Genomic DNA, 20,818 nt, shown 5'->3' on the forward strand with positions numbered 1-20,818 from the left:
TTTCTTTGATAACTCATTGAAATTAAATGGTATTAGTTCTTTGGGCTTAATGCAATGCTCATAAGAGAAACATTCAGTTCCTGACTGCCTTAGAGGCGTGATAGCCCTTATCCTGCCTTGAACAGGCAGAGAATCCAGTATTTTATACTGCTTTAATCGGCAATGGCGTTTCATGCTACTGTTTTTGCCTAAAATCTATAAGGAGATAAAAAAATCCGATACCAGATAAGCAAAAGTAATTCATGTTGTTCTGCATGGAATTTCATTAATTGTGATTGGTTATGCAGTTAATAAAAGCAGGGCAGGGCGATTGATCCAGGTCATCGCCGAATTGAGCTAAAAATGGCAGGCTTTGGCCTCTTTTCAAGGCGCGGTCTATCAGATTATGCAGTTACAGAAATTAGTCAATATGTTTGGTGGTGATCTCACCCGTCGCTATGGGCAAAAGGTGCATAAGCTGACGCTGCACGGCGGTTTTAGCTGCCCTAACCGTGACGGTACCATCGGGCGTGGCGGCTGCACATTCTGTAATGTTGCCTCGTTTGCCGATGAAGCGCAGCAGCATCGTTCCATTGCCGAGCAACTGGCGCACCAGGCGAATTTAGTTAACCGCGCGAAACGCTATCTGGCTTACTTTCAGGCGTATACCAGCACCTTTGCGGAAGTTCAGGTGCTGCGTTCTATGTATCAACAGGCGGTAAGCCAGGCCAATATCGTTGGTTTGTGTGTTGGTACGCGCCCGGACTGCGTGCCAGATGCGGTGCTTGATCTGCTTTGTGAATATAAAGACCAGGGCTATGAAGTGTGGCTGGAACTGGGGCTGCAAACCGCACACGACAAAACGCTGCATCGCATCAATCGCGGCCATGATTTTGCCTGTTATCAGCGTACAACCCAGCAGGCACGTCAGCGCGGTCTGAAGGTGTGTTCTCACTTAATTGTCGGACTGCCTGGCGAAGGGCAGGCTGAATGTTTGCAAACGCTGGAGCGAGTGGTTGAAACCGGCGTGGACGGTATAAAGCTGCATCCGCTGCATATTGTAAAAGGCAGCATTATGGCGAAAGCCTGGGAAGCGGGGCGTTTGAACGGTATCGAACTGGAAGATTACACGCTCACTGCCGGAGAAATGATTCGCCATACGCCGCCGGAAGTGATCTACCACCGCATTTCCGCCAGCGCCCGTCGCCCGACGCTACTTGCACCGCTATGGTGTGAAAATCGCTGGACGGGTATGGTTGAGTTGGATCGCTATCTTACTGAACATGGCGTACAGGGATCGGCGCTGGGACGTCCGTGGCTACCTCCAACGGCGTAGGCCATTGAGGGGAATTCCGCATTTCTCACACAATTTATAACGTAACTGTCAGAATTGGGTATTATTGGGGCAGGTTGTCGTGAAGGAATCCCCTAATGAAGCAAATTCGTCTGCTGGCGCAGTACTATGTTGACCTGATGATGAAGTTAGGTCTGGTGCGCTTCTCAATGTTGCTGGCGCTGGCCCTCGTCGTTCTTGCCATTGTGGTACAAATGGCGGTAACCATGGTGCTGCATGGTCAGGTCGAAAGCATTGATGTTATCCGCTCTATTTTCTTTGGTTTGTTGATTACGCCATGGGCGGTCTACTTTCTTTCGGTAGTCGTTGAGCAACTCGAGGAGTCACGGCAACGCCTGTCACGTCTGGTACAAAAGCTGGAGGAGATGCGCGAGCGCGATCTAAGCCTCAACGTTCAGTTAAAAGATAATATTGCCCAGCTAAATCAGGAAATCGCCGTTCGTGAAAAAGCAGAAGCAGAACTGCAGGAAACCTTCGGTCAGCTGAAAATTGAAATCAAAGAGCGCGAAGAGACGCAAATTCAACTCGAACAACAATCTTCGTTCTTACGTTCCTTCCTTGATGCTTCACCCGATCTGGTTTTTTACCGTAACGAAGATAAAGAGTTTTCCGGCTGTAACCGTGCGATGGAACTGCTGACCGGGAAAAGCGAAAAACAGTTGGTGCATTTGAAACCTGCGGACGTTTACTCGCCGGAAGCCGCAGCGAAAGTCATTGAAACCGACGAGAAGGTGTTCCGTCATAATGTGTCACTGACCTATGAACAGTGGCTGGATTATCCGGATGGACGCAAAGCCTGCTTTGAAATCCGTAAAGTGCCGTACTACGACCGCGTGGGTAAACGCCACGGCTTGATGGGGTTCGGCCGCGACATTACCGAGCGTAAGCGTTATCAGGATGCGCTCGAACGCGCCAGCCGCGACAAAACAACCTTTATCTCCACCATCAGTCATGAGTTGCGTACGCCGCTGAACGGTATCGTCGGCTTAAGCCGAATTCTGCTGGATACAGAGCTCACCGCCGAGCAGGAAAAATATCTCAAAACTATCCATGTTTCCGCCATCACTCTGGGGAATATCTTCAACGATATTATTGATATGGATAAGATGGAGCGACGTAAAGTTCAGCTCGATAACCAGCCGGTTGATTTCACCAGCTTCCTGGCCGATCTGGAAAACCTCTCCGCACTGCAGGCGCAACAAAAAGGCTTGCGCTTTGTTCTTGAACCAACACTGCCGCTGCCGCATCAGGTGATTACCGACGGGACTCGCTTACGCCAGATCCTGTGGAACTTAATCAGTAACGCTGTGAAATTTACCCAGAAGGGCCAGGTGACTGTTCGCGTACGTTATGACGAAGGCGACATGCTGCATTTTGAAGTGGAAGACTCCGGCATCGGTATTCCACAGAATGAACTGGATAAAATTTTCGCCATGTATTATCAGGTGAAAGACAGCCACGGTGGCAAACCTGCAACCGGTACGGGTATTGGCCTGGCGGTTTCTCGTCGACTGGCGAAAAATATGGGCGGTGATATCACTGTCACCAGCGAACAAGGTAAAGGCTCTACCTTTACCCTGACGATCCACGCGCCGTCGGTGGCGGAAGAAGTGGATGATGCGTTTGACGAAGATGATATGCCTTTACCGGCGCTGAATGTGCTGTTGGTAGAGGACATTGAGCTGAACGTCATCGTTGCCCGTTCGGTGCTGGAAAAACTGGGCAACAGCGTTGATGTGGCGATGTCTGGTAAGGCAGCACTGGAGATGTTTAAGCCGGGCGAATACGACCTTGTATTGCTGGATATTCAGTTACCAGATATGACCGGGCTGGATATATCACGCGAACTGACGAAGCGTTATCCGCGTGAAGATTTACCACCGCTGGTGGCCTTAACCGCCAACGTGCTGAAAGATAAACAAGAGTACCTCAATGCTGGAATGGATGATGTGCTGAGTAAGCCGCTTTCTGTTCCGGCGCTAACCGCGATGATCAAGAAATTCTGGGATACCCAGGATGATGAGGAGAGCACGGTGACGACAGAAGAGAGTGGTAAATCAGAAGCATTGCTCGATATTCCCATGCTGGAGCAGTATCTCGAACTTGTAGGACCGAAGTTGATTACCGACGGGTTGGCCGTGTTTGAGAAGATGATGCCGGGCTATGTCAGCGTACTGGAGTCGAACCTGACGGCACAGGACAAAAAAGGCATCGTTGAGGAAGGACATAAAATTAAAGGCGCAGCGGGTTCTGTGGGGTTACGCCATTTACAACAGCTGGGTCAGCAAATTCAGTCTCCCGATCTTCCTGCATGGGAAGATAATGTTGGTGAATGGATTGAAGAGATGAAAGAAGAGTGGCGTCACGACGTAGAAGTGCTGAAAGCGTGGGTGGCAAAAGCCGCTAAAAAATGACCCCGGCTAAACCGGGGTGCGCGAATACTGCGCCAACACCAGGGAAATCTTGGCTGCGCCGTAATTTTTTATGATAAGTAACAAAGGCACAGCACTGTTTTTCAGGCCGCATGCAGTTAAGATAGCAAATCTTAAATGATTTGTTACATGAATCAGTTAAATGTGTGATGCGTAGCGTTTTTATTAAAAAAATTAATGTGTTTCAGTCAATTGGGAAAGGATGATCACAATGAAGAAAATTGGCGTAGTTCTGAGCGGATGCGGCGTCTATGACGGTTCTGAAATTCATGAAGCGGTATTGACGTTATTAGCGATATCTCGCAGCGGCGCGCAGGCAGTTTGTTTTGCTCCAGATAAGCAGCAGGTTGATGTCATCAACCATTTAACCGGTGAAGCAATGGCGGAAACGCGCAATGTGTTGATTGAAGCGGCGCGTATTACGCGTGGTGAGATCCGCCCTCTGGCACAGGCTGATGCCTCCGAACTGGATGCGTTAATTGTGCCGGGTGGATTTGGCGCGGCAAAGAATTTAAGTGATTTTGCCAGTCTTGGCAGTGAATGCAGCGTAGACCGTGAGTTAAAGGCGCTGGCGCTGGCAATGCATCAGGCCGGAAAACCGCTTGGCTTTATGTGCATTGCCCCGGTAATGTTGCCGAAAATCTTCAATTTCCCGCTGCGTTTGACTATCGGTACTGATATCGATACCGCAGAAGTGCTGGAAGATATGGGTGCGGAGCATGTGCCATGTCCGGTAGATGATATTGTCGTTGATGAAGACAATAAGATTGTTACCACACCTGCGTATATGTTGGCACAGAACATTGCGGAAGCAGCAAGTGGCATTGATAAGCTGGTTTCCTGCGTACTGGTTCTGGCGGAATGAGCAAACGCCGCGTAACGGCGTTCGGTTTCGTTCGCCGTTTCATTCTGCGGTTATCGATTGTCCTCTTTGTGCTCTGGGGCGGGGGTATAGCGCTGTTTAGTATAGCGCCAGTCCCGTTCTCTGCGGTGATGGCCGAGCGTCAGCTAAGTGCCTGGCTGCACGGTAACTTTCGTTACGTGGCGCATTCTGACTGGGTCAGTATGGATCAAATCTCGCCGTGGATGGGGCTGGCGGTGATTGCCGCAGAAGATCAGAAATTTCCCGAGCACTGGGGTTTTGATGTCGCTTCCATTGAGAAAGCCCTGGCGCACAACGAGCGCAATGAAAACCGCATTCGCGGCGCATCAACAATTTCGCAGCAGACAGCTAAAAATCTCTTTTTGTGGGATGGGCGAAGCTGGGTAAGAAAAGGGCTGGAAGCCGGATTAACACTGGGGATAGAAACGGTCTGGAGCAAAAAGCGCATCCTGGCGGTTTACCTGAATGTCGCCGAATTTGGCGACGGTGTGTTTGGCGTCGAGGCTGCGGCACAGCGTTATTTCCATAAATCCGCCAGCAAACTTACCCGTTCGGAAGCAGCGTTACTGGCGGCTGTATTACCCAATCCACTTCGTTTCAAAGTTACTGCACCTTCGGGCTACGTGCGTAGCCGTCAGGCGTGGATTTTGCAGCAAATGCATCAGTTAGGCGGTGAGTCGTTTTTGCAACAACACCAGCTGTATTAGGCTTCGCGCGAGGTGAGGGAGAGCTTTTTGCTTTCACTCGGTTGCGCCTCTTTTTGCAGAGCAACAGCTAACGCTGGTTGAGTGATAAAACGTCGCCACAACCGCTCTTGCTTACGCAGACAACACCACTTCGACCAGGTCGCCAATGGAATCAACGTGCTTTCACCAATGTTGTCACAGACGACAGGGATAATTTCTGACTCACTGATGCGGTGGCAGAGAATATTCTGCGGCTTCAGCGACATCGTCACGATGTGGTTATTCTGCAAATAACGCTTTAACTGTTTCAATAACTGACGCAGTTGCGCGATATCTTCTTCGTAATGGCATTGTTTAGCAAATTCGCTCAGTGTAATAGACGGTTTGCCATCAAAATCGGCAATCACATCGTAGACATAACCGGTTCCGCAATCAGTCTCAACCGTACCGTGATAGCGCGGAATACCGCTCCAGTCTTTCAAACGACGACCAAGATGTGCATAGTACTTTAACTCACGGCGGATCTCTTTATCACCACCGTCGCCACGGTGGTAGACAATTTTAATACAGCGTTGGGCATCTTCCGGATGCGCATAACATTTTCGATGTCTTCCGGTGCCCAGGGGACTTTGTTCAGATAAGCGAATCATGCCATCTCCTGGAGGTATTTTCTGACCGTCTCCAGTATGAGGGCTTAACTTAAACAAAACCTAAACAAGCTTTTTTAAGGTTTTCTTAAGGTTTTATACTTACAGAAAAGCGCACGAAATGTACAATTTGCGAGAAATGGGGATATTTGGGGTTTGTGCTTTTTTCGTACGTTAGGGCGGAAGGGGCGTGCCCGGGGGAATTAAGCGTCAGAATGACGAAGATTAATCTTCGTCAAAACCTGAGTTAAAGAGGGCGATGACGGCGGCCAGCGCCTCAACTTCCTGCGGACCGGTCGCTTCGACTTCAATCTGTCGTCCTTTGGCAGAATCCAGCATCAACAGCGCAATAACGCTGTTGGCTTCAGCCTCGGTGCCTTCGTCATTACGTAAAAGCACTTCGGCGTCAAAACCCTGCATTAATTCAAACAGTTTCATAGCAGGCCGGGCATGCATGCCCAGCTTGTTAGTGATTTCGACAGTTTGTTTGACGGTCATGGTTTACGTTTTTCCAGCGTGCGATGGCGTGACTGGACGTTTTTACCGCGTGAGCGGAAGTAGTCAGCCAACTGTTCTGCAATATACACCGAACGGTGTTTCCCGCCAGTACAACCAATGGCGACCGTCAGGTAGCTACGGTTGTTGGTTTCCAGCATAGGTAACCATAGCTCAAGATAGCTACGCGTCTGGTAGATAAAATTGTGTACTTCTGTGTGCCTATCGAGGAATGCGGCGACAGGTTTATCAAGGCCCGTCATCGGACGCAGTTTCGGATCCCAGTGTGGGTTCGGCAGGAAACGTACGTCAAAGACGTAATCCGCGTCGATAGGAATACCGTGTTTGAAGCCGAAGGATTCAAAGACCATTGTCAGTTCACGCTCGCGTTTACCCAGCAGGCGGGTACGCAGCATTTCTGCCAGTTCATGAACGGACATTTCAGACGTATCGACAATCAGATCCGCCCGTGAACGCAGCGGTTCCAGCAGATCGCTTTCTTTGTCGATAGCACTTTCCAGCGACAGATTTTTGCTGGAAAGCGGATGCAGGCGGCGCGTATCGCTGTAACGACGAATCAGCGTGTTACGATCGGCATCGAGAAACAGGAGTTGCGGTGAGAAAGCATCAGGCAGATTGCTCATCGCCTGTTCGAATATTTCTGGCGACTCTGGCATATTGCGGACATCAATGCTGACGGCGGCAGAAATCTCGCGATCGGCCAGAGTCCGAGCCAGATCGGGTAACAGCACTACGGGAAGGTTATCCACGCAGTAAAAACCCATATCTTCCAGCGCCCGCAGGGCGACAGATTTGCCTGACCCTGAACGTCCGCTGACGATCATCAGTACCATGTACTGTTTCTCCTCACAACGTCTAAAAGAGACATTACAGAATAACTACGTTTCATCCGGAGTACCTTCGGTATCCGTAATGATTTGATACAGCTCTTCATCGCTCTGGGCTGCACGTAAACGGCGGCAGATAGTTTTGTCCGCCAGACGTTTCGCGACCAGCGAAAGAGTGTGCAGGTGCGTTTTGGTTTGGTCTGCGGGTACCAACAGGGCAAAAAGTAAGTCTACCGGCTGGTTATCGATGGCATCAAAAGCAATGGGTGTTTCTAGCTGAACGAAAACGCCAACCGCGCGTAGGGTATCTTCTTCCAGTTTGCCGTGCGGAATGGCAATGCCATTACCAATACCGGTACTGCCCATTTTTTCCCGCGTCAGAATAGCTTCAAAAACCACCTGCGGTGGCAGGCTAAGTTGTTTTGCCGCCAGTTCGCTGATGATTTCCAGGGCGCGTTTTTTGCTCTGACAGTGGACGCGGCTTCGCGTACATTCCCTGTTAAGAACACTGCTAAGCTGTAGAGTTGTATCATTATTTGTCATAATTTCACCTAAGAATCTGCCCACTCAAACAGTGGGGCAGATTCGGAGCATTAACCGTACAAATGGCCTGTTGTGCCATACAACAGGCCGCCATGCACTTGCTAATTGCCCGGACAATTAGTGTTGTTTCAATTTATCTTTATGCTTGGTTAGCTGACGTGCCAACTTATCAATTAAGCCATCAATGGCGGCGTACATGTCCTGACCTTCCGCGCTGGCATGAATTTCGCCACCGTTAACATGCAGTGTTGCATCTGAGGTGTGGGTGACTTTCTCCACTTTCAGAACAACATAAACCTGGTTGATTCGGTCAAAATATTGCTCAAGTTTGGCAAACTTTGAGGTGACAAATTCGCGCAGGGCCTCGGTGATCTCGACGTTATTTCCGGTAATGTTGAGCTGCATAGTGTCTTCCTTATCGGTTGGGTCAAACGAGCTGTTTACGCTGGTTTGACGGCGGAATGGATAAAGACTCTCGGTACTTCGCAACAGTACGGCGTGCCACCATGATACCTTGTTCTGACAACAAAGAGGTTAACTTGCTGTCGCTCAACGGTTTCGCTGGGTTTTCCGCCGCGATTAATTTCTTCACCAGTGCACGAATCGCCGTGGAAGAGGCCTCGCCACCCCCTTCGGTATTGACGTGACTGGAAAAGAAATACTTCAGTTCAAAAATGCCTCGTGGACTATGCAGGTACTTTTGCGTGGTCACGCGAGATATCGTCGATTCATGCATCTCGACGGCTTGGGCGATATCAGCCAGCACCATCGGTTTCATATATTCTTCGCCTTGCTCAAAGAAGGCTTGCTGTTGTTCAACAATACAGCGACTGACGCGCAGCAGCGTATCGTTACGGCTTTCCAGGCTCTTAATCAACCATTTAGCATCCTGCAGATTGCTGCGGATAAACTGACTGTCGCCATCGTTACGTGCGTTATTGCACATTGAGGCGTAATGCTGGTTGATTTGCAGACGTGGAATACTGTCGCTGTTCAGTTCAACCGTCCACTGGCCGTTATGCTTACGCACCAGCACATCAGGGATGACATATTCCGGTTCACCGGTCTGGATCGACTGGCCGGGGCGTGGATCGAGTGACTGGATCAGATTGACGGCTTCTTTCAGCACATCTTCTTTCAGACGCGTGACGCGCATTAATGAGCGAAAGTCGTGATTGGCCAGCAGATCGAGATGATCGCTAATGATCAGTCGAGCTTCTTCCAGCCACGGCGTGGTTTTATCGAATTGGGAAAGTTGGATCAGCAGACAGTCACGCAGATCTTTCGCCGCCACACCGACCGGATCAAAACGCTGGATGCGTTTCAGGACTGCTTCAACTTCATCGATGTCGATCTCTTCATCGCCCATACTTTCGAGAATATCTTCCAGCGGGACGGTCAGATAACCGGTGTCATCAACGGCATCGACTATGGAGGTGGCGATAGCGCGGTCAGTGTCGGAAAACGGTGTCAGCTCGACCTGCCACATCAGATAATCCTGCAAGGTCTGCGTCGTTTCGCCCTGATAGACCGGCAGCTCATCGTCGATGTAGTCACCGCTGGTGCCTGATGGCGTACCGGCGGTGTAGATGGTATCCCAACTGGCATCGAGCGGCAGCTCTTCCGGCATCTCTTTTTGTTCGAGTGCGTCAGCGGTATCCAGCGTTTCGCTGTCTGGAGTTTCGTGAGTGTCGATTTCATCATGAGTGTCGATTTGCTCAAGCAATGGATTACTTTCCAGCGCCTGCTGTAGCTCCTGCTGAAGCTCCAGCGTGGACAACTGCAACAGACGAATCGCCTGTTGTAGCTGAGGCGTCATCGCCAGTTGTTGGCTAAGCCTGAGTTGCAAACCTTGCTTCATGTTCAGAATCGTACTCTCCTGCTAAAACGTCGCAAACTTCTACCCTATCAGAGTCTGAAGTCTTCCCCAAGGTATACACGCTTAACATGTTCATCTTGTAAGATTTCTGTCGGCGTGCCATGAGCGATTAAATGCCCCTGGCTGACGATATAAGCGCGTTCACAAACAGCCAGCGTTTCACGCACGTTATGGTCGGTGATAAGCACGCCCAGGCCGCTGTCGCGCAGGTGTTCAATGATACGTTTGATGTCGATAACCGAGATCGGGTCAACCCCGGCAAATGGTTCATCGAGGAGGATAAATTTCGGATTCGCAGCCAGTGCGCGCGCAATTTCTACACGACGGCGTTCACCACCGGAGAGCGATTGCCCCATGCTGTCGCGTAAATGCTCAATGTGGAACTCTTCCATCAGCTCGTTCGCGCGATCTTCACGCTGTTCAGCGGATAAGTCGTCACGAATTTGCAGTACCGCCATCAGGTTATCGTAAACGCTGAGGCGACGGAAAATAGAGGCTTCCTGCGGCAAATAGCCGATACCGCGACGCGCACGCGCATGCAGCGGCAGAAGGCTGATATCGTCGTCATCAATAATAATGTTGCCCGCATCGCGCGGCACAATGCCAACGACCATGTAGAAAGTGGTCGTCTTACCGGCACCGTTAGGCCCCAGCAGACCGACAATCTCCCCGGAGTTGACGGTCAGGCTGACGTCTTCCACCACGCGGCGGCCTTTATAGGCTTTTGCAAGGTTCTTTGCAGTTAAAGTTGCCATAACGAATTAATTACCCTTCTTCTGCGCCGGGGTCTGGCCTTTGTTGTTTTTGTCCTGCAACTGTGACGGCACCAGAACGGTGGTCACACGCTTACCTTTGTCACTGAAAGCCTGCATTTTCTGCTCTTTCACCAGGTAAGTGATTTTATCGCCCTTAATATTGCTATCGACCTGCTGCAGATAAGCATTACCCGTCAGAACGACAAAATCTTTTGCCAGTTCGTAATGCATCTGGGAAGCATGGCCTTCGACTGGCTTACCGTTATCCTGCATTTGATAGAAGGTGGCCGGGTTACCGTAACCGTCGATCACTTCCTTGCCTTGTTCACCACCCGGACGGGTGACGACCACTTTATCGGCATTAATTTTAATGGTGCCTTGAGTCACAACGACATTACCGGTAAAGGTAACCACGTTGCCTTGCATATCAAGAGATTGCTGGTCCGACTCAATGTGGATCGGTTGGTCAGTATCTCCGGTAACGGCAAATGCCGGAATGCTGGCGGCCAGAAGTGAGCTGGCAAGCACAAGATTAAGGCTGAGTTTGTTTGTTTTGAATTTCATAGGATGTTCTAACCTTTTCAATCAGCTCGGCATTCTTGCTGCGTAAGTTGCCGCGCATTTTCAGACCGCTGGAGTTAAATGTTGTTCCGTATAACGTGACGAGGTCTTCAGAGGTAACATCCTGCGTCACCAGATTGATCTGCGCGTTATCCGTCGTGATTCTGCGAAGTTGAGAGTCCGGCACGAGTGCGTTGACTTCAACGTGTCCATATAAATAGAGCATCCGGTCATTGGTTAGCTTGGCTTTATCTGCTTTAACCGACCATGTCGGGATTTTATCCTTATCAAACGTGGTAAGTACGGGTTGCGTAAACCACGAAACGGCCTGATCGGAATAATATTCAACGTGTTGAGCAATCAATCGATAGCTTAGGGCTCCTTCTGGGTTATAGACGAGCGTGTCCGTATGCTCGCTTTTATAGGTGGGATCATTGTTGTTGACGACCACCTGGGCGGTATCGTCTTTCTCGGTCATGTTAACGCCGATCATCACCAGAACCGCCAGTGATAGCACAATGATAACCCAACGTCTGGCTTTACTCATATCGATTGCCCTTTGGCTTCATCCAGTTTGCCCTGCGCCAGAAGTAATAAGTCGCAAACTTCACGAACCGCGCCACGACCGCCAGCAATGCGCGTCACGTAATCAGCGCGCGGAATCAATAGCGGATGCGCATCGGCTACGGCCACGCTTAAGCCCACTTTTTCCATCACTGGCCAGTCGATAAGATCATCACCAACGTAAGCCACGTTTTCTGGCGCAATCGCCAGTTTTTCCAGCAGATCGCCAAAGGCGATAAGCTTGTTTGATTGCCCCTGATACAGATGGGTGATCCCTAACGTTGCACACCGATCTTCTACCAGTTTAGCCTTTCGTCCAGTAATGATGGCGACTTCAATATCAGAGGTGAGCGCACAGCGGATACCGTAACCGTCACGAACATTGAACGCTTTCAGCTCTTCGCCATTGTTACCCATATAAATCAGACCATCTGACAATACGCCATCAACGTCGAGGATCAGCAGACGAATGTTCTCTGCTTTTGCCATCACATTGGCGCTAACAGGGCCGTAACAGGTCGCAAGCGACGCACCTGCTTTACTCATTGTTGTTTATCCTTGAATCTTTACACTACGCCAGCACGCAATAAATCGTGCATATGTAACACACCGAGTAAGTGGTCGCCATCGGCAACCATTACGGAAGTGATATGGCGGGACTGCATTAAGTTCAGCGCCTCAACGGCCAGAATGCCAGGACGTACACGAATTCCCCCTGGCGTCATCACATCGGCAATACCTAACTGACGGACATCCACGCCCATATCGAAGACACGGCGTAAATCACCGTCGGTAAAGATGCCTTCAATCATCATATTGTCATCGCAAATGACGGTCATACCAAGATTTTTGCGGGTGACTTCCAGCAGCGCATCGCGCAGGCTGGCTGTTTTCTTGACATGCGGGATCTCGTCGCCCGTATGCATAATATCGCTGACGCGAAGCAGAAGTTTACGACCAAGTGCGCCGCCTGGATGCGAAAGTGCAAAATCTTCGGCGGTAAAGCCGCGCGCTTTCAACAAGGCGACGGCGAGCGCATCTCCCATGACCAGCGTCGCGGTAGTACTGCTGGTTGGTGCCAGCCCTAACGGACAGGCTTCTTTCGCTACTTTAACACACAGATGCACGTCTGCTGCGCGTGCCATGCTGCTCTCCGGACGACCGGTGATGCAAATTAACGGTACATGCAGGCGTTTGAGTACCGGGATTAAGGCCGTGATTTCGCTGGATTCACCTGAGTTAGAAATCGCAATGACCACGTCCTGCGGGGTGACCATGCCTAAATCGCCATGTGCGGCCTCACCGGGATGGACGAAAAATGACGGAGTACCGGTGCTTGCAAAGGTTGCTGCCATTTTGCGCCCAATGTGTCCCGATTTACCCATTCCCATGACCACGACTTTACCTTTACACCAGAACATCTTTTCACAGGCGAGCGTGAAATTCTGATTGATGTATTGATCAAGCTCTGCCAGGCATTCACGTTCAATCGCCAGGACTTCTTTACCTGCTTGCTGAAAGTCAAAACCCGGTTGCAACTCTACGTGCGACATAATGCGTTTCCAGTTATTCAACGAGTATTGGCGATAACCAGTACAACATCGCCAGCCATACGACAAATCCGCCTGTTAATAATACCCCAATGCCACGGCCAGATTGCCGGGAGCGTCGCCAGCATAGCAACGCAAAAATAATACTGACCAACAGCATCACGCTGCAGTCACGGCTGTACGCCAGTGGGTTAACCTCCCCGGGCGTTATCAGCGCGGGTAAACCCAGCACGATGACAATATTAAAAATGTTTGCGCCAATGATATTACCGACAGCAATGTCGTTTTCACCTTTGCGAAAACCTGCTATCGCGGTTGCCAGTTCCGGCAGACTAGTGCCGATAGCGATTGCCGTCAGACCAATAGTCAACTCGCTGATGGCAAAGTAATTCGCCAGTACGGTGGCGTTGTCAATCACCATCCGCGTTGCTACCGGCATGATAATCAATGCAATGCCGAGCCATAAAAACGCGACAGGTAAACCGCCTTCGCGCGGTAGCTCTGCAAGCTGTTCTCTGGTCAGGCTGTCAGTCCCCTGACGTTCTGCCTGACGTGCAAGTTTAACAATGAACAGCAGCCATAGCACAGCCAGAAAGAGGAGAAAGATACCATCGCTGCGACCAAGTTGTCCGTCATAGAGTACGGAACCGGCCACCACACTGACTAATAACATTAATGGTAATTCACGGCGCAGAACATCGGAATGTACGGTAAAAGGGCGCACCAGCGCAGCCAGACCGAGGATCAGTAAAATATTGATTATGTTTGAGCCGAGTGCTGTGCCGACGGCTAAATCTCGTTGTTCATGCAGCGACGCGGCAAGCGAAACGATTATTTCTGGAAGTGACGTACCAATACTGACTACGGTCATGCCGATGATCAGCGGTGGGATGCCAAAAGTGCGGCAAAGAATTGAGGCGGCAAATACCAGACGGTCGGCACTGTAAACGACCAAAAGTAAACCAACAATTAACAGTGCCGTAGCTAAAAGCATCTAACGTCCTTTCTTCAGGTATACTCGCCGGTCCGCTGAAGATTTTCAGAAAGCCGTAATGAATTCTTAATTTTGACTTTATGCGGCTAAAAAGTAAAACAAATGCCAGCTTTCGCTAACCGCGGCGGGTAATATTCTGTAAATATGTTGGGTTCAAGGTTAAATTGAGCGCCATGCTTAGAAAATCAACGCAAGACAAAGGGTGAATTATGGAGCAGTCTGTGGCGAATTTAGTCGATATGCGCGATGTCAGTTTTACGCGTGGCAATCGCTGCATCTTCGATAATATTTCCCTGACCGTGCCGCGAGGGAAGATCACGGCGATTATGGGGCCATCAGGCATCGGTAAAACGACGCTACTCCGTCTGATTGGTGGGCAAATCGCGCCAGATCACGGTGAGATCCTTTTTGATGGTGAGAATATTCCGGCGATGTCTCGTTCGCGCCTGTATACCGTGCGTAAACGGATGAGCATGTTGTTTCAGTCCGGCGCGTTGTTCACCGATATGAACGTTTTTGACAACGTCGCCTACCCACTGCGCGAGCATACCCACCTTCCCGTGCCGTTGCTGCATAGCACGGTGATGATGAAGCTGGAAGCCGTGGGGCTGCGCGGAGCGGCCAAACTTATGCCATCGGAGCTTTCAGGCGGGATGGCGCGTCGTGCGGCGCTGGCGCGTGCAATTGCGCTGGAGCCGGATCTCATCATGTTTGATGAGCCGTTTGTTGGGCAAGATCCCATCACTATGGGCGTCCTGGTGAAGCTGATTTCCGAGCTGAACAGCGCGCTGGGCGTAACCTGTGTGGTGGTTTCTCACGATGTGCCGGAAGTCTTAAGTATTGCTGATCACGCCTGGATCCTGGCAGACAAAAAGATTGTCGCTCACGGTAGCGCCCAGGCGTTGCAGGCGAATCCTGATCCTCGCGTACGTCAGTTTCTGGACGGGATTGCTGACGGACCAGTTCCGTTCCGCTATCCTGCCGGCGATTATCACGCTGATCTTTTACCAGGGAGTTAAGCCACTCATGCTGTTAAATGCGCTGGCGTCGCTCGGACATAAAGGGATTAAAACCCTGAGAACGTTCGGGCGGGCCGGGTTAATGTTATTCAATGCGCTGGTCGGCAAACCGGAATTTCGCAAACATGCGCCGCTGTTGGTGCGTCAGCTCTATAATGTCGGCGTCCTGTCGATGCTGATTATTGTGGTTTCTGGCGTGTTCATCGGAATGGTGCTGGGTCTGCAAGGTTATCTGGTGCTGACCACTTATAGTGCGGAAACCAGTCTGGGGATGCTGGTGGCCTTGTCGCTGCTGCGCGAACTGGGGCCGGTGGTCGCAGCACTGCTGTTTGCCGGACGTGCCGGTTCGGCGTTAACTGCGGAAATCGGTTTGATGCGCGCCACAGAGCAGCTCTCCAGCATGGAGATGATGGCCGTGGATCCACTGCGCCGCGTCATTTCCCCACGTTTCTGGGCTGGGGTAATTTCACTACCGCTGCTGACGATAATTTTCGTCGCCGTGGGGATCTGGGGCGGATCGCTGGTTGGCGTCAGTTGGAAAGGCATTGATAGTGGGTTCTTCTGGTCGGCAATGCAAAACGCCGTCGACTGGCGTATGGATCTGGTCAACTGTCTGATTAAGAGCGTGGTGTTCGCTATTACGGTGACGTGGATTTCGCTGTTTAACGGTTATGACGCCATCCCGACCTCTGCCGGGATTAGCCGGGCAACCACTCGTACCGTTGTCCACTCGTCTCTGGCCGTACTGGGGCTGGATTTTGTGCTGACCGCATTGATGTTTGGGAATTGAGTTCATGCAAACGAAAAAAAATGAAATTTGGGTGGGTATCTTTTTATTAGCAGCACTGCTGGCGGCGCTGTTTGTTTGCCTGAAAGCGGCAAACGTGACGTCAATGCGAACTGAACCGACCTACACGCTTTATGCGACGTTCGATAATATCGGCGGGCTGAAAGCGCGCTCTCCGGTCAGTATTGGTGGTGTTGTCGTCGGCCGGGTTGCAGATATTACGCTGGACCCGAAAACCTATCTACCGCGCGTGACGCTGGAAATTGAACAACGTTATAACCACATTCCTGATACCAGTTCGTTGAGCATTCGTACTTCCGGTTTGCTTGGGGAACAATATCTGGCATTAAACGTCGGTTTTGAAGACCCGGAACTGGGGACTGCTATTCTGAAAGAGGGGGATACGATTCAGGACACCAAATCTGCGATGGTTCTGGAAGATCTCATTGGTCAGTTCCTTTACGGCAGTAAAGGCGATGACAATAAGAATAGTGGCGATGCGCCAGCCGCTGCGCCAGGTAATAATGAAACCACTGAACCTGTGGGTACAACGAAATAATTTCAGGAGAACCGACGCATGTTTAAACGTTTAATGATGGTCGCTTTGCTAATGATTGCACCGCTGAGTGCGGCAACCGCGGCAGATCAGACCAATCCGTATAAGCTGATGGACGAGGCGGCACAGAAAACGTTCGATCGCCTGAAGAATGAACAATCGCAAATTCGGGCTAATCCTGATTACCTGCGTACCATCGTCGATCAGGAACTGCTTCCGTACGTACAGATAAAATACGCCGGTGCGCTGGTACTGGGTCAGTACTACAAAAGCGCGACCCCAGCCCAGCGTGAAGCCTACTTTGCCGCTTTCCATGAGTATCTGAAGCAGGCTTACGGTCAGGCGCTGGCGATGTATCACGGTCAGACCTATCAGATTGCGCCAGAACAGCCGTTGGGTGATAAAACCATTGTGCCTATCCGCGTCACCATTATTGACCCGAATGGCCGTCCACCGGTACGTCTCGATTTCCAGTGGCGTAAAAACTCTCAGACTGGCAAGTGGCAGGCTTATGACATGATTGCCGAAGGCGTCAGCATGATCACCACGAAACAAAATGAGTGGGGGACTTTACTGCGCACGAAAGGCATCGATGGTCTGACCGCACAACTGAAGTCTATTTCTCAACAGAAAATCACCCTGGAAGAGAAAAAATAATGAGCGAGTCACTGAGCTGGATGCAGACGGGTGACACCCTGGTATTGACCGGAGAGCTGGATCAGGACGTTCTGCTGCCGCTTTGGGAAATGCGTGACGAAGCGGTGAGGGGGATTACCCGCATCGATCTTAGTCGAGTGTCCCGCGTTGATACGGGTGGACTGGCGTTGCTGCTCCATCTGATCGATCTGGCGAAAAAGCAAGGCAACAGCGTGACGCTTCAGGGGGTAAACGACAAGGTGTATACCCTGGCAAAATTGTATAATTTGCCGTCTGATGTTCTGCCTCGTTAATTTTTTTCAGGCTGGATAAGGCGTTACCCGCCAGTCCGGCAAACCTACCAGTAAGTCGAGCCTTGTCTGATTAATCAGCAAGGCTTTTTGCTTATTTATGACAGCGCAACTTTGCTCTAAGATGTTTCGCTGGTTTATTAACTGATGAATGAAGATCCCATGGAAAATAATGAAATTCAGAGCGTGCTGATGAACGCTCTTTCCCTCCAGGAAGTCCACGTTTCCGGCGATGGCAGCCACTTTCAGGTTATTGCCGTGGGTGAGATGTTTGATGGCATGAGCCGGGTTAAAAAACAGCAGACGGTTTACGGTCCGCTGATGGAATATATTGCGGATAACCGCATTCATGCTGTGTCGATCAAAGCGTATACCCCTGCGGAGTGGGCGCGTGATCGCAAACTGAACGGCTTTTGAGCTATGGGCGATACGCCGGTAGCGGATATGAATTGTTAACTGAGAACATACTAAATGGATAAATTTCGTGTTCAGGGGCCAACGAAGCTCCAGGGCGAAGTCACAATTTCCGGCGCTAAAAATGCTGCTCTGCCTATCCTTTTCGCTGCACTGCTGGCGGAAGAACCGGTGGAGATCCAGAACGTCCCGAAACTGAAAGACGTCGATACATCAATGAAGCTGCTTAGCCAGCTTGGCGCCAAAGTAGAACGTAATGGTTCTGTGCGTATCGATGCCCGTGACGTTAATGTCTTCTGCGCGCCTTACGATCTGGTTAAAACCATGCGTGCCTCTATCTGGGCGCTTGGGCCGCTGGTGGCTCGTTTTGGTCAGGGGCAGGTTTCTTTGCCTGGTGGTTGTACGATTGGCGCTCGTCCGGTTGATTTACATATTTCCGGCCTTGAGCAATTAGGCGCGACCATCAAACTGGAAGAAGGTTACGTTAAAGCTTCCGTCGATGGCCGTCTGAAAGGCGCGCACATCGTGATGGATAAAGTCAGTGTTGGTGCAACCGTGACCATTATGTGTGCTGCAACCTTGGCGGAAGGCACCACGATTATTGAAAACGCGGCACGTGAACCGGAAATCGTCGATACCGCGAACTTCCTGGTTACGCTGGGCGCGAAAATTAGCGGCCAGGGTACCGATCGTATTGTCATCGAAGGTGTGGAGCGCTTGGGGGGCGGTGTCTATCGTGTGCTTCCTGACCGCATCGAAACCGGCACCTTCCTGGTGGCGGCGGCGATCTCTCGCGGCAAAATCATCTGCCGTAACGCCCAGCCAGATACCCTTGACGCTGTGCTGGCGAAACTGCGTGACGCTGGGGCGGACATCGAAGTAGGCGAAGACTGGATTAGCCTGGATATGCACGGCAAACGTCCGAAGGCCGTTAACGTACGTACTGCGCCGCATCCGGCGTTCCCGACCGATATGCAGGCCCAGTTCACGCTGCTGAACCTGGTGGCAGAAGGAACGGGATTCATCACCGAAACGGTCTTTGAAAACCGCTTTATGCACGTACCTGAGCTGAGCCGTATGGGCGCGCATGCCGAAATTGAAAGCAATACCGTTATTTGTCACGGTGTTGAAAAACTTTCCGGCGCACAGGTAATGGCAACCGATCTGCGTGCTTCAGCAAGTCTGGTGCTGGCTGGCTGCATTGCAGAAGGTACTACGGTTGTTGATCGTATTTATCACATCGATCGTGGCTACGAACGCATTGAAGACAAACTTCGCGCGCTTGGTGCTAACATTGAGCGTGTGAAAGGCGAGTAATCGTCTGATAGCTGGCAGCCCCGTTCGCGGGGCTACCGCCAGGCTACTCATTTTTGCGGTTTGGTGTAGCTGCGCATCAACTGCGATCTGTCGATAAACTCATGGGTCAGCGGGTCATGATAGCGTGATGGCCAGATAACCCAGGGATCAGTTCCTAATGCTTTTGCAATAATCATCTCTCCTTTCGGCCAGGGACGCGATAATGCATTCGCCAGTGTCGAGGAACTCAAACCATTTCTGCGAGATTCCGCCGCCATTGACGTTCCTCTTTTCCGCAAACCCGCAATGATATCGGCGGGATGCCAGTCAATAAAATTATTTTCCATCTTTCCTCACTCCTTAAGTTAGTCGCTTACTTTCAGAACATGCACTCCGGGTAACGCCACTATACTCCTGATGGCGCATTGTTCTAAAAAGTTCCTGTAAGGAGTGTGAATATTCAGAATATATTAAGATAAGTTATCTGTATTTTAGACAATTTTGCGATTGATTGAGGGTTTTTTGGAGTTTATTAGAACTATCCCGCGCAGTACGCGGGATAACAGGAAGGGATTAACGATCGCGTTGAACAGCGATGTGTGCGAGGCCGATTAACGCCTCTCGCCATGGGGTATCCGGCAACACTTGCAATGCAGCAATGGCTTTGTCTGCTTCTTCTTCCGCACGCTGACGTGTCCATTCCAGAGAGCCGCAAGCGTTCATTGCTTCCAGAACCGGTTCCAGAAGATGTCGACCGTTCCCTTGTTCGATGGCGGAACGGATCATCTGTGCCTGTTCTGGTGTGCCATGATGCATCGCATGCAGCAGCGGCAGCGTCGGTTTACCTTCGTTCAGATCATCACCGACATTTTTGCCCAACTGTTCGCCATCGGCATTGTAATCGAGCAAATCGTCGATCAGCTGGAAAGCCGTGCCGAGGTAACGACCATAATCTTGCAGGCCTTTTTCCTCTTCCGGCGTACAGCCTGCCAGAATACCGGAACACTGAGCTGCAGCCTCGAACAGACGTGCGGTTTTGCTGTAAATAACACGCATGTAGTTCTCTTCGGTGATGTCTGGATCATTAACGTTCATCAGTTGCAAAACTTCACCTTCCGCGATGACGTTTACAGCCTCTGACATCACTTTCAGAACTTTGAGCGAGCCGAGGCTGGTCATCATCTGGAACGCACGGGTATAAATAAAATCGCCTACCAGCACGCTGGCAGCGTTACCAAAAGCGGCGTTGGCGGTAGCTTTACCTCGGCGCATATCTGATTCATCCACAACGTCGTCGTGTAGCAGGGTCGCCGTGTGGATAAACTCAATTAGGGCAGCAATGGTGACATGTGCATTCCCCTCATAGCCAACAGCTCGTGCAGCCAGTACAGCAATCATCGGACGAATACGTTTACCGCCGCCGCTGACGATGTAATAGCCTAACTGATTGATCAGTTGGACGTCGGAATTAAGCTGCTCGAGAATTGCTGCATTAACACCCGCCATATCTTGCGCGGTTAACTCATTGATTTTTTCTAAATTCATCGCAAAAGCCGGGCTTTTCGCCCCGATTACCTTACTGTGAACAGAGGCAACTTAGGGTTTATGGTTAGGAATATAGAGTGATTG

General features: G+C 50.7%; 25 protein-coding genes. 11 read left to right on the forward strand and 14 right to left on the reverse strand.

The features are described from left to right. Positions 1-385: 385 nt before the first annotated feature. The 4 genes from FEK50_RS15670 (at position 386) to mtgA (ending at position 5,355) form a co-directional block, all read left to right on the forward strand. Entirely contained in the window at positions 386-1,315 is a 930-nt protein-coding gene (locus tag FEK50_RS15670; protein WP_131160904.1) for a TIGR01212 family radical SAM protein, read from the forward strand. 95 nt (positions 1,316-1,410) lie between these two features. Next, the gene (gene arcB / locus FEK50_RS15675) at positions 1,411-3,747 is read left to right on the forward strand and encodes an aerobic respiration two-component sensor histidine kinase ArcB (RefSeq protein WP_130219189.1); all 2,337 of its coding nucleotides are present in this window, start codon (positions 1,411-1,413) and stop codon (positions 3,745-3,747) included. 229 nt (positions 3,748-3,976) lie between these two features. Then, positions 3,977-4,630: an isoprenoid biosynthesis glyoxalase ElbB gene (gene elbB, locus FEK50_RS15680; protein WP_131160905.1), complete on the forward strand. Its 654-nt coding sequence runs from the start codon at positions 3,977-3,979 to the stop codon at positions 4,628-4,630. After that, entirely contained in the window at positions 4,627-5,355 is a 729-nt protein-coding gene (gene mtgA, locus FEK50_RS15685; RefSeq protein WP_131160906.1) for a monofunctional biosynthetic peptidoglycan transglycosylase, read from the forward strand. Before elbB ends, mtgA begins: the two co-directional genes overlap by 4 nt. On the opposite strand, the gene yrbL is transcribed toward mtgA, so the two are convergent. The 12 genes from yrbL to FEK50_RS15745 all read right to left on the reverse strand — a co-directional run bounded on the left by yrbL (position 5,352) and on the right by FEK50_RS15745 (position 14,170). Then, the gene (gene yrbL / locus FEK50_RS15690; protein ID WP_131160907.1) at positions 5,352-5,984 is read right to left on the reverse strand and encodes a PhoP regulatory network protein YrbL; all 633 of its coding nucleotides are present in this window, start codon (positions 5,982-5,984) and stop codon (positions 5,352-5,354) included. The genes mtgA and yrbL overlap by 4 nt on opposite strands. Positions 5,985-6,206: 222 nt before the next feature. Next, positions 6,207-6,479 (reverse strand): PTS phosphocarrier protein NPr, encoded by a 273-nt coding sequence (gene npr / locus FEK50_RS15695; protein WP_000216792.1) that lies wholly within the window; start codon positions 6,477-6,479, stop codon positions 6,207-6,209. Beyond that, the gene (gene rapZ, locus FEK50_RS15700; protein WP_000243741.1) at positions 6,476-7,330 is read right to left on the reverse strand and encodes an RNase adapter RapZ; all 855 of its coding nucleotides are present in this window, start codon (positions 7,328-7,330) and stop codon (positions 6,476-6,478) included. The genes npr and rapZ overlap by 4 nt, the downstream gene beginning before the upstream one ends. A gap of 45 nt (positions 7,331-7,375) precedes the next feature. Beyond that, on the reverse strand, positions 7,376-7,867 hold the full coding sequence (ptsN, locus tag FEK50_RS15705; protein WP_000183677.1) for a PTS IIA-like nitrogen regulatory protein PtsN: 492 nt from the start codon (positions 7,865-7,867) through the stop codon (positions 7,376-7,378). Between the two features lie 117 nt (positions 7,868-7,984). Beyond that, positions 7,985-8,272, reverse strand: a complete 288-nt coding sequence (gene hpf, locus FEK50_RS15710; RefSeq protein ID WP_001176602.1) for a ribosome hibernation promoting factor — start codon at positions 8,270-8,272, stop codon at positions 7,985-7,987. A 22-nt stretch (positions 8,273-8,294) separates the two neighbouring features. Then, the gene (rpoN, locus tag FEK50_RS15715) at positions 8,295-9,728 is read right to left on the reverse strand and encodes an RNA polymerase factor sigma-54 (protein WP_105281056.1); all 1,434 of its coding nucleotides are present in this window, start codon (positions 9,726-9,728) and stop codon (positions 8,295-8,297) included. Between the two features lie 47 nt (positions 9,729-9,775). Beyond that, positions 9,776-10,501 carry an LPS export ABC transporter ATP-binding protein gene (gene lptB, locus FEK50_RS15720; RefSeq protein WP_000224099.1) on the reverse strand — a complete coding sequence of 242 codons (726 nt, stop codon included), beginning with the start codon at positions 10,499-10,501 and terminating at the stop codon, positions 9,776-9,778. Positions 10,502-10,507: 6 nt separating this feature from the next. Next, complete coding sequence (lptA, locus tag FEK50_RS15725) at positions 10,508-11,065, reverse strand: lipopolysaccharide ABC transporter substrate-binding protein LptA (RefSeq protein WP_064529517.1); 558 nt, start codon at positions 11,063-11,065, stop codon at positions 10,508-10,510. Continuing rightward, positions 11,034-11,609, reverse strand: a complete 576-nt coding sequence (gene lptC, locus FEK50_RS15730) for an LPS export ABC transporter periplasmic protein LptC (RefSeq protein ID WP_064529518.1) — start codon at positions 11,607-11,609, stop codon at positions 11,034-11,036. Before lptC ends, lptA begins: the two co-directional genes overlap by 32 nt. Beyond that, positions 11,606-12,172, reverse strand: coding sequence for a 3-deoxy-manno-octulosonate-8-phosphatase KdsC (gene kdsC / locus FEK50_RS15735; RefSeq protein WP_130204570.1), 567 nt, complete (start codon positions 12,170-12,172; stop codon positions 11,606-11,608). Before kdsC ends, lptC begins: the two co-directional genes overlap by 4 nt. A gap of 20 nt (positions 12,173-12,192) precedes the next feature. Beyond that, the gene (kdsD, locus tag FEK50_RS15740; protein WP_130204572.1) at positions 12,193-13,179 is read right to left on the reverse strand and encodes an arabinose-5-phosphate isomerase KdsD; all 987 of its coding nucleotides are present in this window, start codon (positions 13,177-13,179) and stop codon (positions 12,193-12,195) included. A 13-nt stretch (positions 13,180-13,192) separates the two neighbouring features. Beyond that, a complete protein-coding gene (locus tag FEK50_RS15745) occupies positions 13,193-14,170 on the reverse strand; it encodes a calcium/sodium antiporter (RefSeq protein WP_130219199.1) in 978 nt (325 codons plus the stop codon). Between the two features lie 209 nt (positions 14,171-14,379). Here FEK50_RS15745 and mlaF point away from each other — a divergent pair, with 209 nt between their 5' ends. The 7 genes from mlaF (at position 14,380) to murA (ending at position 19,210) form a co-directional block, all read left to right on the forward strand. Further along, the gene (mlaF, locus tag FEK50_RS15750) at positions 14,380-15,189 is read left to right on the forward strand and encodes a phospholipid ABC transporter ATP-binding protein MlaF (RefSeq protein WP_130204576.1); all 810 of its coding nucleotides are present in this window, start codon (positions 14,380-14,382) and stop codon (positions 15,187-15,189) included. 7 nt (positions 15,190-15,196) lie between these two features. Continuing rightward, positions 15,197-15,979: a lipid asymmetry maintenance ABC transporter permease subunit MlaE gene (mlaE, locus tag FEK50_RS15755; protein ID WP_000925792.1), complete on the forward strand. Its 783-nt coding sequence runs from the start codon at positions 15,197-15,199 to the stop codon at positions 15,977-15,979. Between the two features lie 4 nt (positions 15,980-15,983). Then, complete coding sequence (gene mlaD / locus FEK50_RS15760) at positions 15,984-16,535, forward strand: outer membrane lipid asymmetry maintenance protein MlaD (protein WP_130223776.1); 552 nt, start codon at positions 15,984-15,986, stop codon at positions 16,533-16,535. Positions 16,536-16,553: 18 nt separating this feature from the next. Then, positions 16,554-17,189, forward strand: coding sequence for a phospholipid-binding protein MlaC (gene mlaC, locus FEK50_RS15765; protein WP_130204580.1), 636 nt, complete (start codon positions 16,554-16,556; stop codon positions 17,187-17,189). Further along, positions 17,189-17,482 (forward strand): lipid asymmetry maintenance protein MlaB, encoded by a 294-nt coding sequence (mlaB, locus tag FEK50_RS15770; RefSeq protein ID WP_130204582.1) that lies wholly within the window; start codon positions 17,189-17,191, stop codon positions 17,480-17,482. Before mlaC ends, mlaB begins: the two co-directional genes overlap by 1 nt. A 159-nt stretch (positions 17,483-17,641) precedes the next feature. Further along, a complete protein-coding gene (gene ibaG / locus FEK50_RS15775) occupies positions 17,642-17,896 on the forward strand; it encodes a BolA family iron metabolism protein IbaG (protein WP_010379217.1) in 255 nt (84 codons plus the stop codon). A 54-nt stretch (positions 17,897-17,950) separates the two neighbouring features. Continuing rightward, entirely contained in the window at positions 17,951-19,210 is a 1,260-nt protein-coding gene (murA, locus tag FEK50_RS15780; protein WP_130204584.1) for a UDP-N-acetylglucosamine 1-carboxyvinyltransferase, read from the forward strand. Positions 19,211-19,257: 47 nt separating this feature from the next. Here murA and sfsB read toward each other — a convergent pair whose 3' ends face one another. Beyond that, on the reverse strand, positions 19,258-19,536 hold the full coding sequence (sfsB, locus tag FEK50_RS15785; protein ID WP_064529526.1) for a DNA-binding transcriptional regulator SfsB: 279 nt from the start codon (positions 19,534-19,536) through the stop codon (positions 19,258-19,260). 226 nt (positions 19,537-19,762) lie between these two features. Then, complete coding sequence (gene ispB / locus FEK50_RS15790) at positions 19,763-20,734, reverse strand: octaprenyl diphosphate synthase (RefSeq protein ID WP_131160908.1); 972 nt, start codon at positions 20,732-20,734, stop codon at positions 19,763-19,765. Positions 20,735-20,818 lie beyond the last annotated feature (84 nt).

The sequence above is a fragment of the Escherichia sp. E2586 genome (assembly GCF_005781105.1).
GTDB lineage: Bacteria > Pseudomonadota > Gammaproteobacteria > Enterobacterales > Enterobacteriaceae > Escherichia.

Bases quoted from the DNA above. Each gene is read 5' to 3' on its own strand.
- mlaE (WP_000925792.1), top strand. From the start codon at position 15,197: ATGCTGTTAAATGCGCTGGCGTCGCTCGGACATAAAGGGATTAAAACC.
- ispB (WP_131160908.1), bottom strand. From the start codon at position 20,734: ATGAATTTAGAAAAAATCAATGAGTTAACCGCGCAAGATATGGCGGGT.
- rpoN (WP_105281056.1), bottom strand. From the start codon at position 9,728: ATGAAGCAAGGTTTGCAACTCAGGCTTAGCCAACAACTGGCGATGACG.
- npr (WP_000216792.1), bottom strand. From the start codon at position 6,479: ATGACCGTCAAACAAACTGTCGAAATCACTAACAAGCTGGGCATGCAT.
- lptA (WP_064529517.1), bottom strand. From the start codon at position 11,065: ATGAAATTCAAAACAAACAAACTCAGCCTTAATCTTGTGCTTGCCAGC.
- rapZ (WP_000243741.1), bottom strand. From the start codon at position 7,330: ATGGTACTGATGATCGTCAGCGGACGTTCAGGGTCAGGCAAATCTGTC.
- elbB (WP_131160905.1), top strand. From the start codon at position 3,977: ATGAAGAAAATTGGCGTAGTTCTGAGCGGATGCGGCGTCTATGACGGT.
- yrbL (WP_131160907.1), bottom strand. From the start codon at position 5,984: ATGATTCGCTTATCTGAACAAAGTCCCCTGGGCACCGGAAGACATCGA.
- FEK50_RS15670 (WP_131160904.1), top strand. From the start codon at position 386: ATGCAGTTACAGAAATTAGTCAATATGTTTGGTGGTGATCTCACCCGT.
- lptC (WP_064529518.1), bottom strand. From the start codon at position 11,609: ATGAGTAAAGCCAGACGTTGGGTTATCATTGTGCTATCACTGGCGGTT.
- ptsN (WP_000183677.1), bottom strand. From the start codon at position 7,867: ATGACAAATAATGATACAACTCTACAGCTTAGCAGTGTTCTTAACAGG.
- mlaB (WP_130204582.1), top strand. From the start codon at position 17,189: ATGAGCGAGTCACTGAGCTGGATGCAGACGGGTGACACCCTGGTATTG.
- mlaF (WP_130204576.1), top strand. From the start codon at position 14,380: ATGGAGCAGTCTGTGGCGAATTTAGTCGATATGCGCGATGTCAGTTTT.
- hpf (WP_001176602.1), bottom strand. From the start codon at position 8,272: ATGCAGCTCAACATTACCGGAAATAACGTCGAGATCACCGAGGCCCTG.
- arcB (WP_130219189.1), top strand. From the start codon at position 1,411: ATGAAGCAAATTCGTCTGCTGGCGCAGTACTATGTTGACCTGATGATG.
- mlaD (WP_130223776.1), top strand. From the start codon at position 15,984: ATGCAAACGAAAAAAAATGAAATTTGGGTGGGTATCTTTTTATTAGCA.
- kdsD (WP_130204572.1), bottom strand. From the start codon at position 13,179: ATGTCGCACGTAGAGTTGCAACCGGGTTTTGACTTTCAGCAAGCAGGT.
- murA (WP_130204584.1), top strand. From the start codon at position 17,951: ATGGATAAATTTCGTGTTCAGGGGCCAACGAAGCTCCAGGGCGAAGTC.
- mtgA (WP_131160906.1), top strand. From the start codon at position 4,627: ATGAGCAAACGCCGCGTAACGGCGTTCGGTTTCGTTCGCCGTTTCATT.
- FEK50_RS15745 (WP_130219199.1), bottom strand. From the start codon at position 14,170: ATGCTTTTAGCTACGGCACTGTTAATTGTTGGTTTACTTTTGGTCGTT.
- mlaC (WP_130204580.1), top strand. From the start codon at position 16,554: ATGTTTAAACGTTTAATGATGGTCGCTTTGCTAATGATTGCACCGCTG.
- lptB (WP_000224099.1), bottom strand. From the start codon at position 10,501: ATGGCAACTTTAACTGCAAAGAACCTTGCAAAAGCCTATAAAGGCCGC.
- ibaG (WP_010379217.1), top strand. From the start codon at position 17,642: ATGGAAAATAATGAAATTCAGAGCGTGCTGATGAACGCTCTTTCCCTC.
- kdsC (WP_130204570.1), bottom strand. From the start codon at position 12,172: ATGAGTAAAGCAGGTGCGTCGCTTGCGACCTGTTACGGCCCTGTTAGC.
- sfsB (WP_064529526.1), bottom strand. From the start codon at position 19,536: ATGGAAAATAATTTTATTGACTGGCATCCCGCCGATATCATTGCGGGT.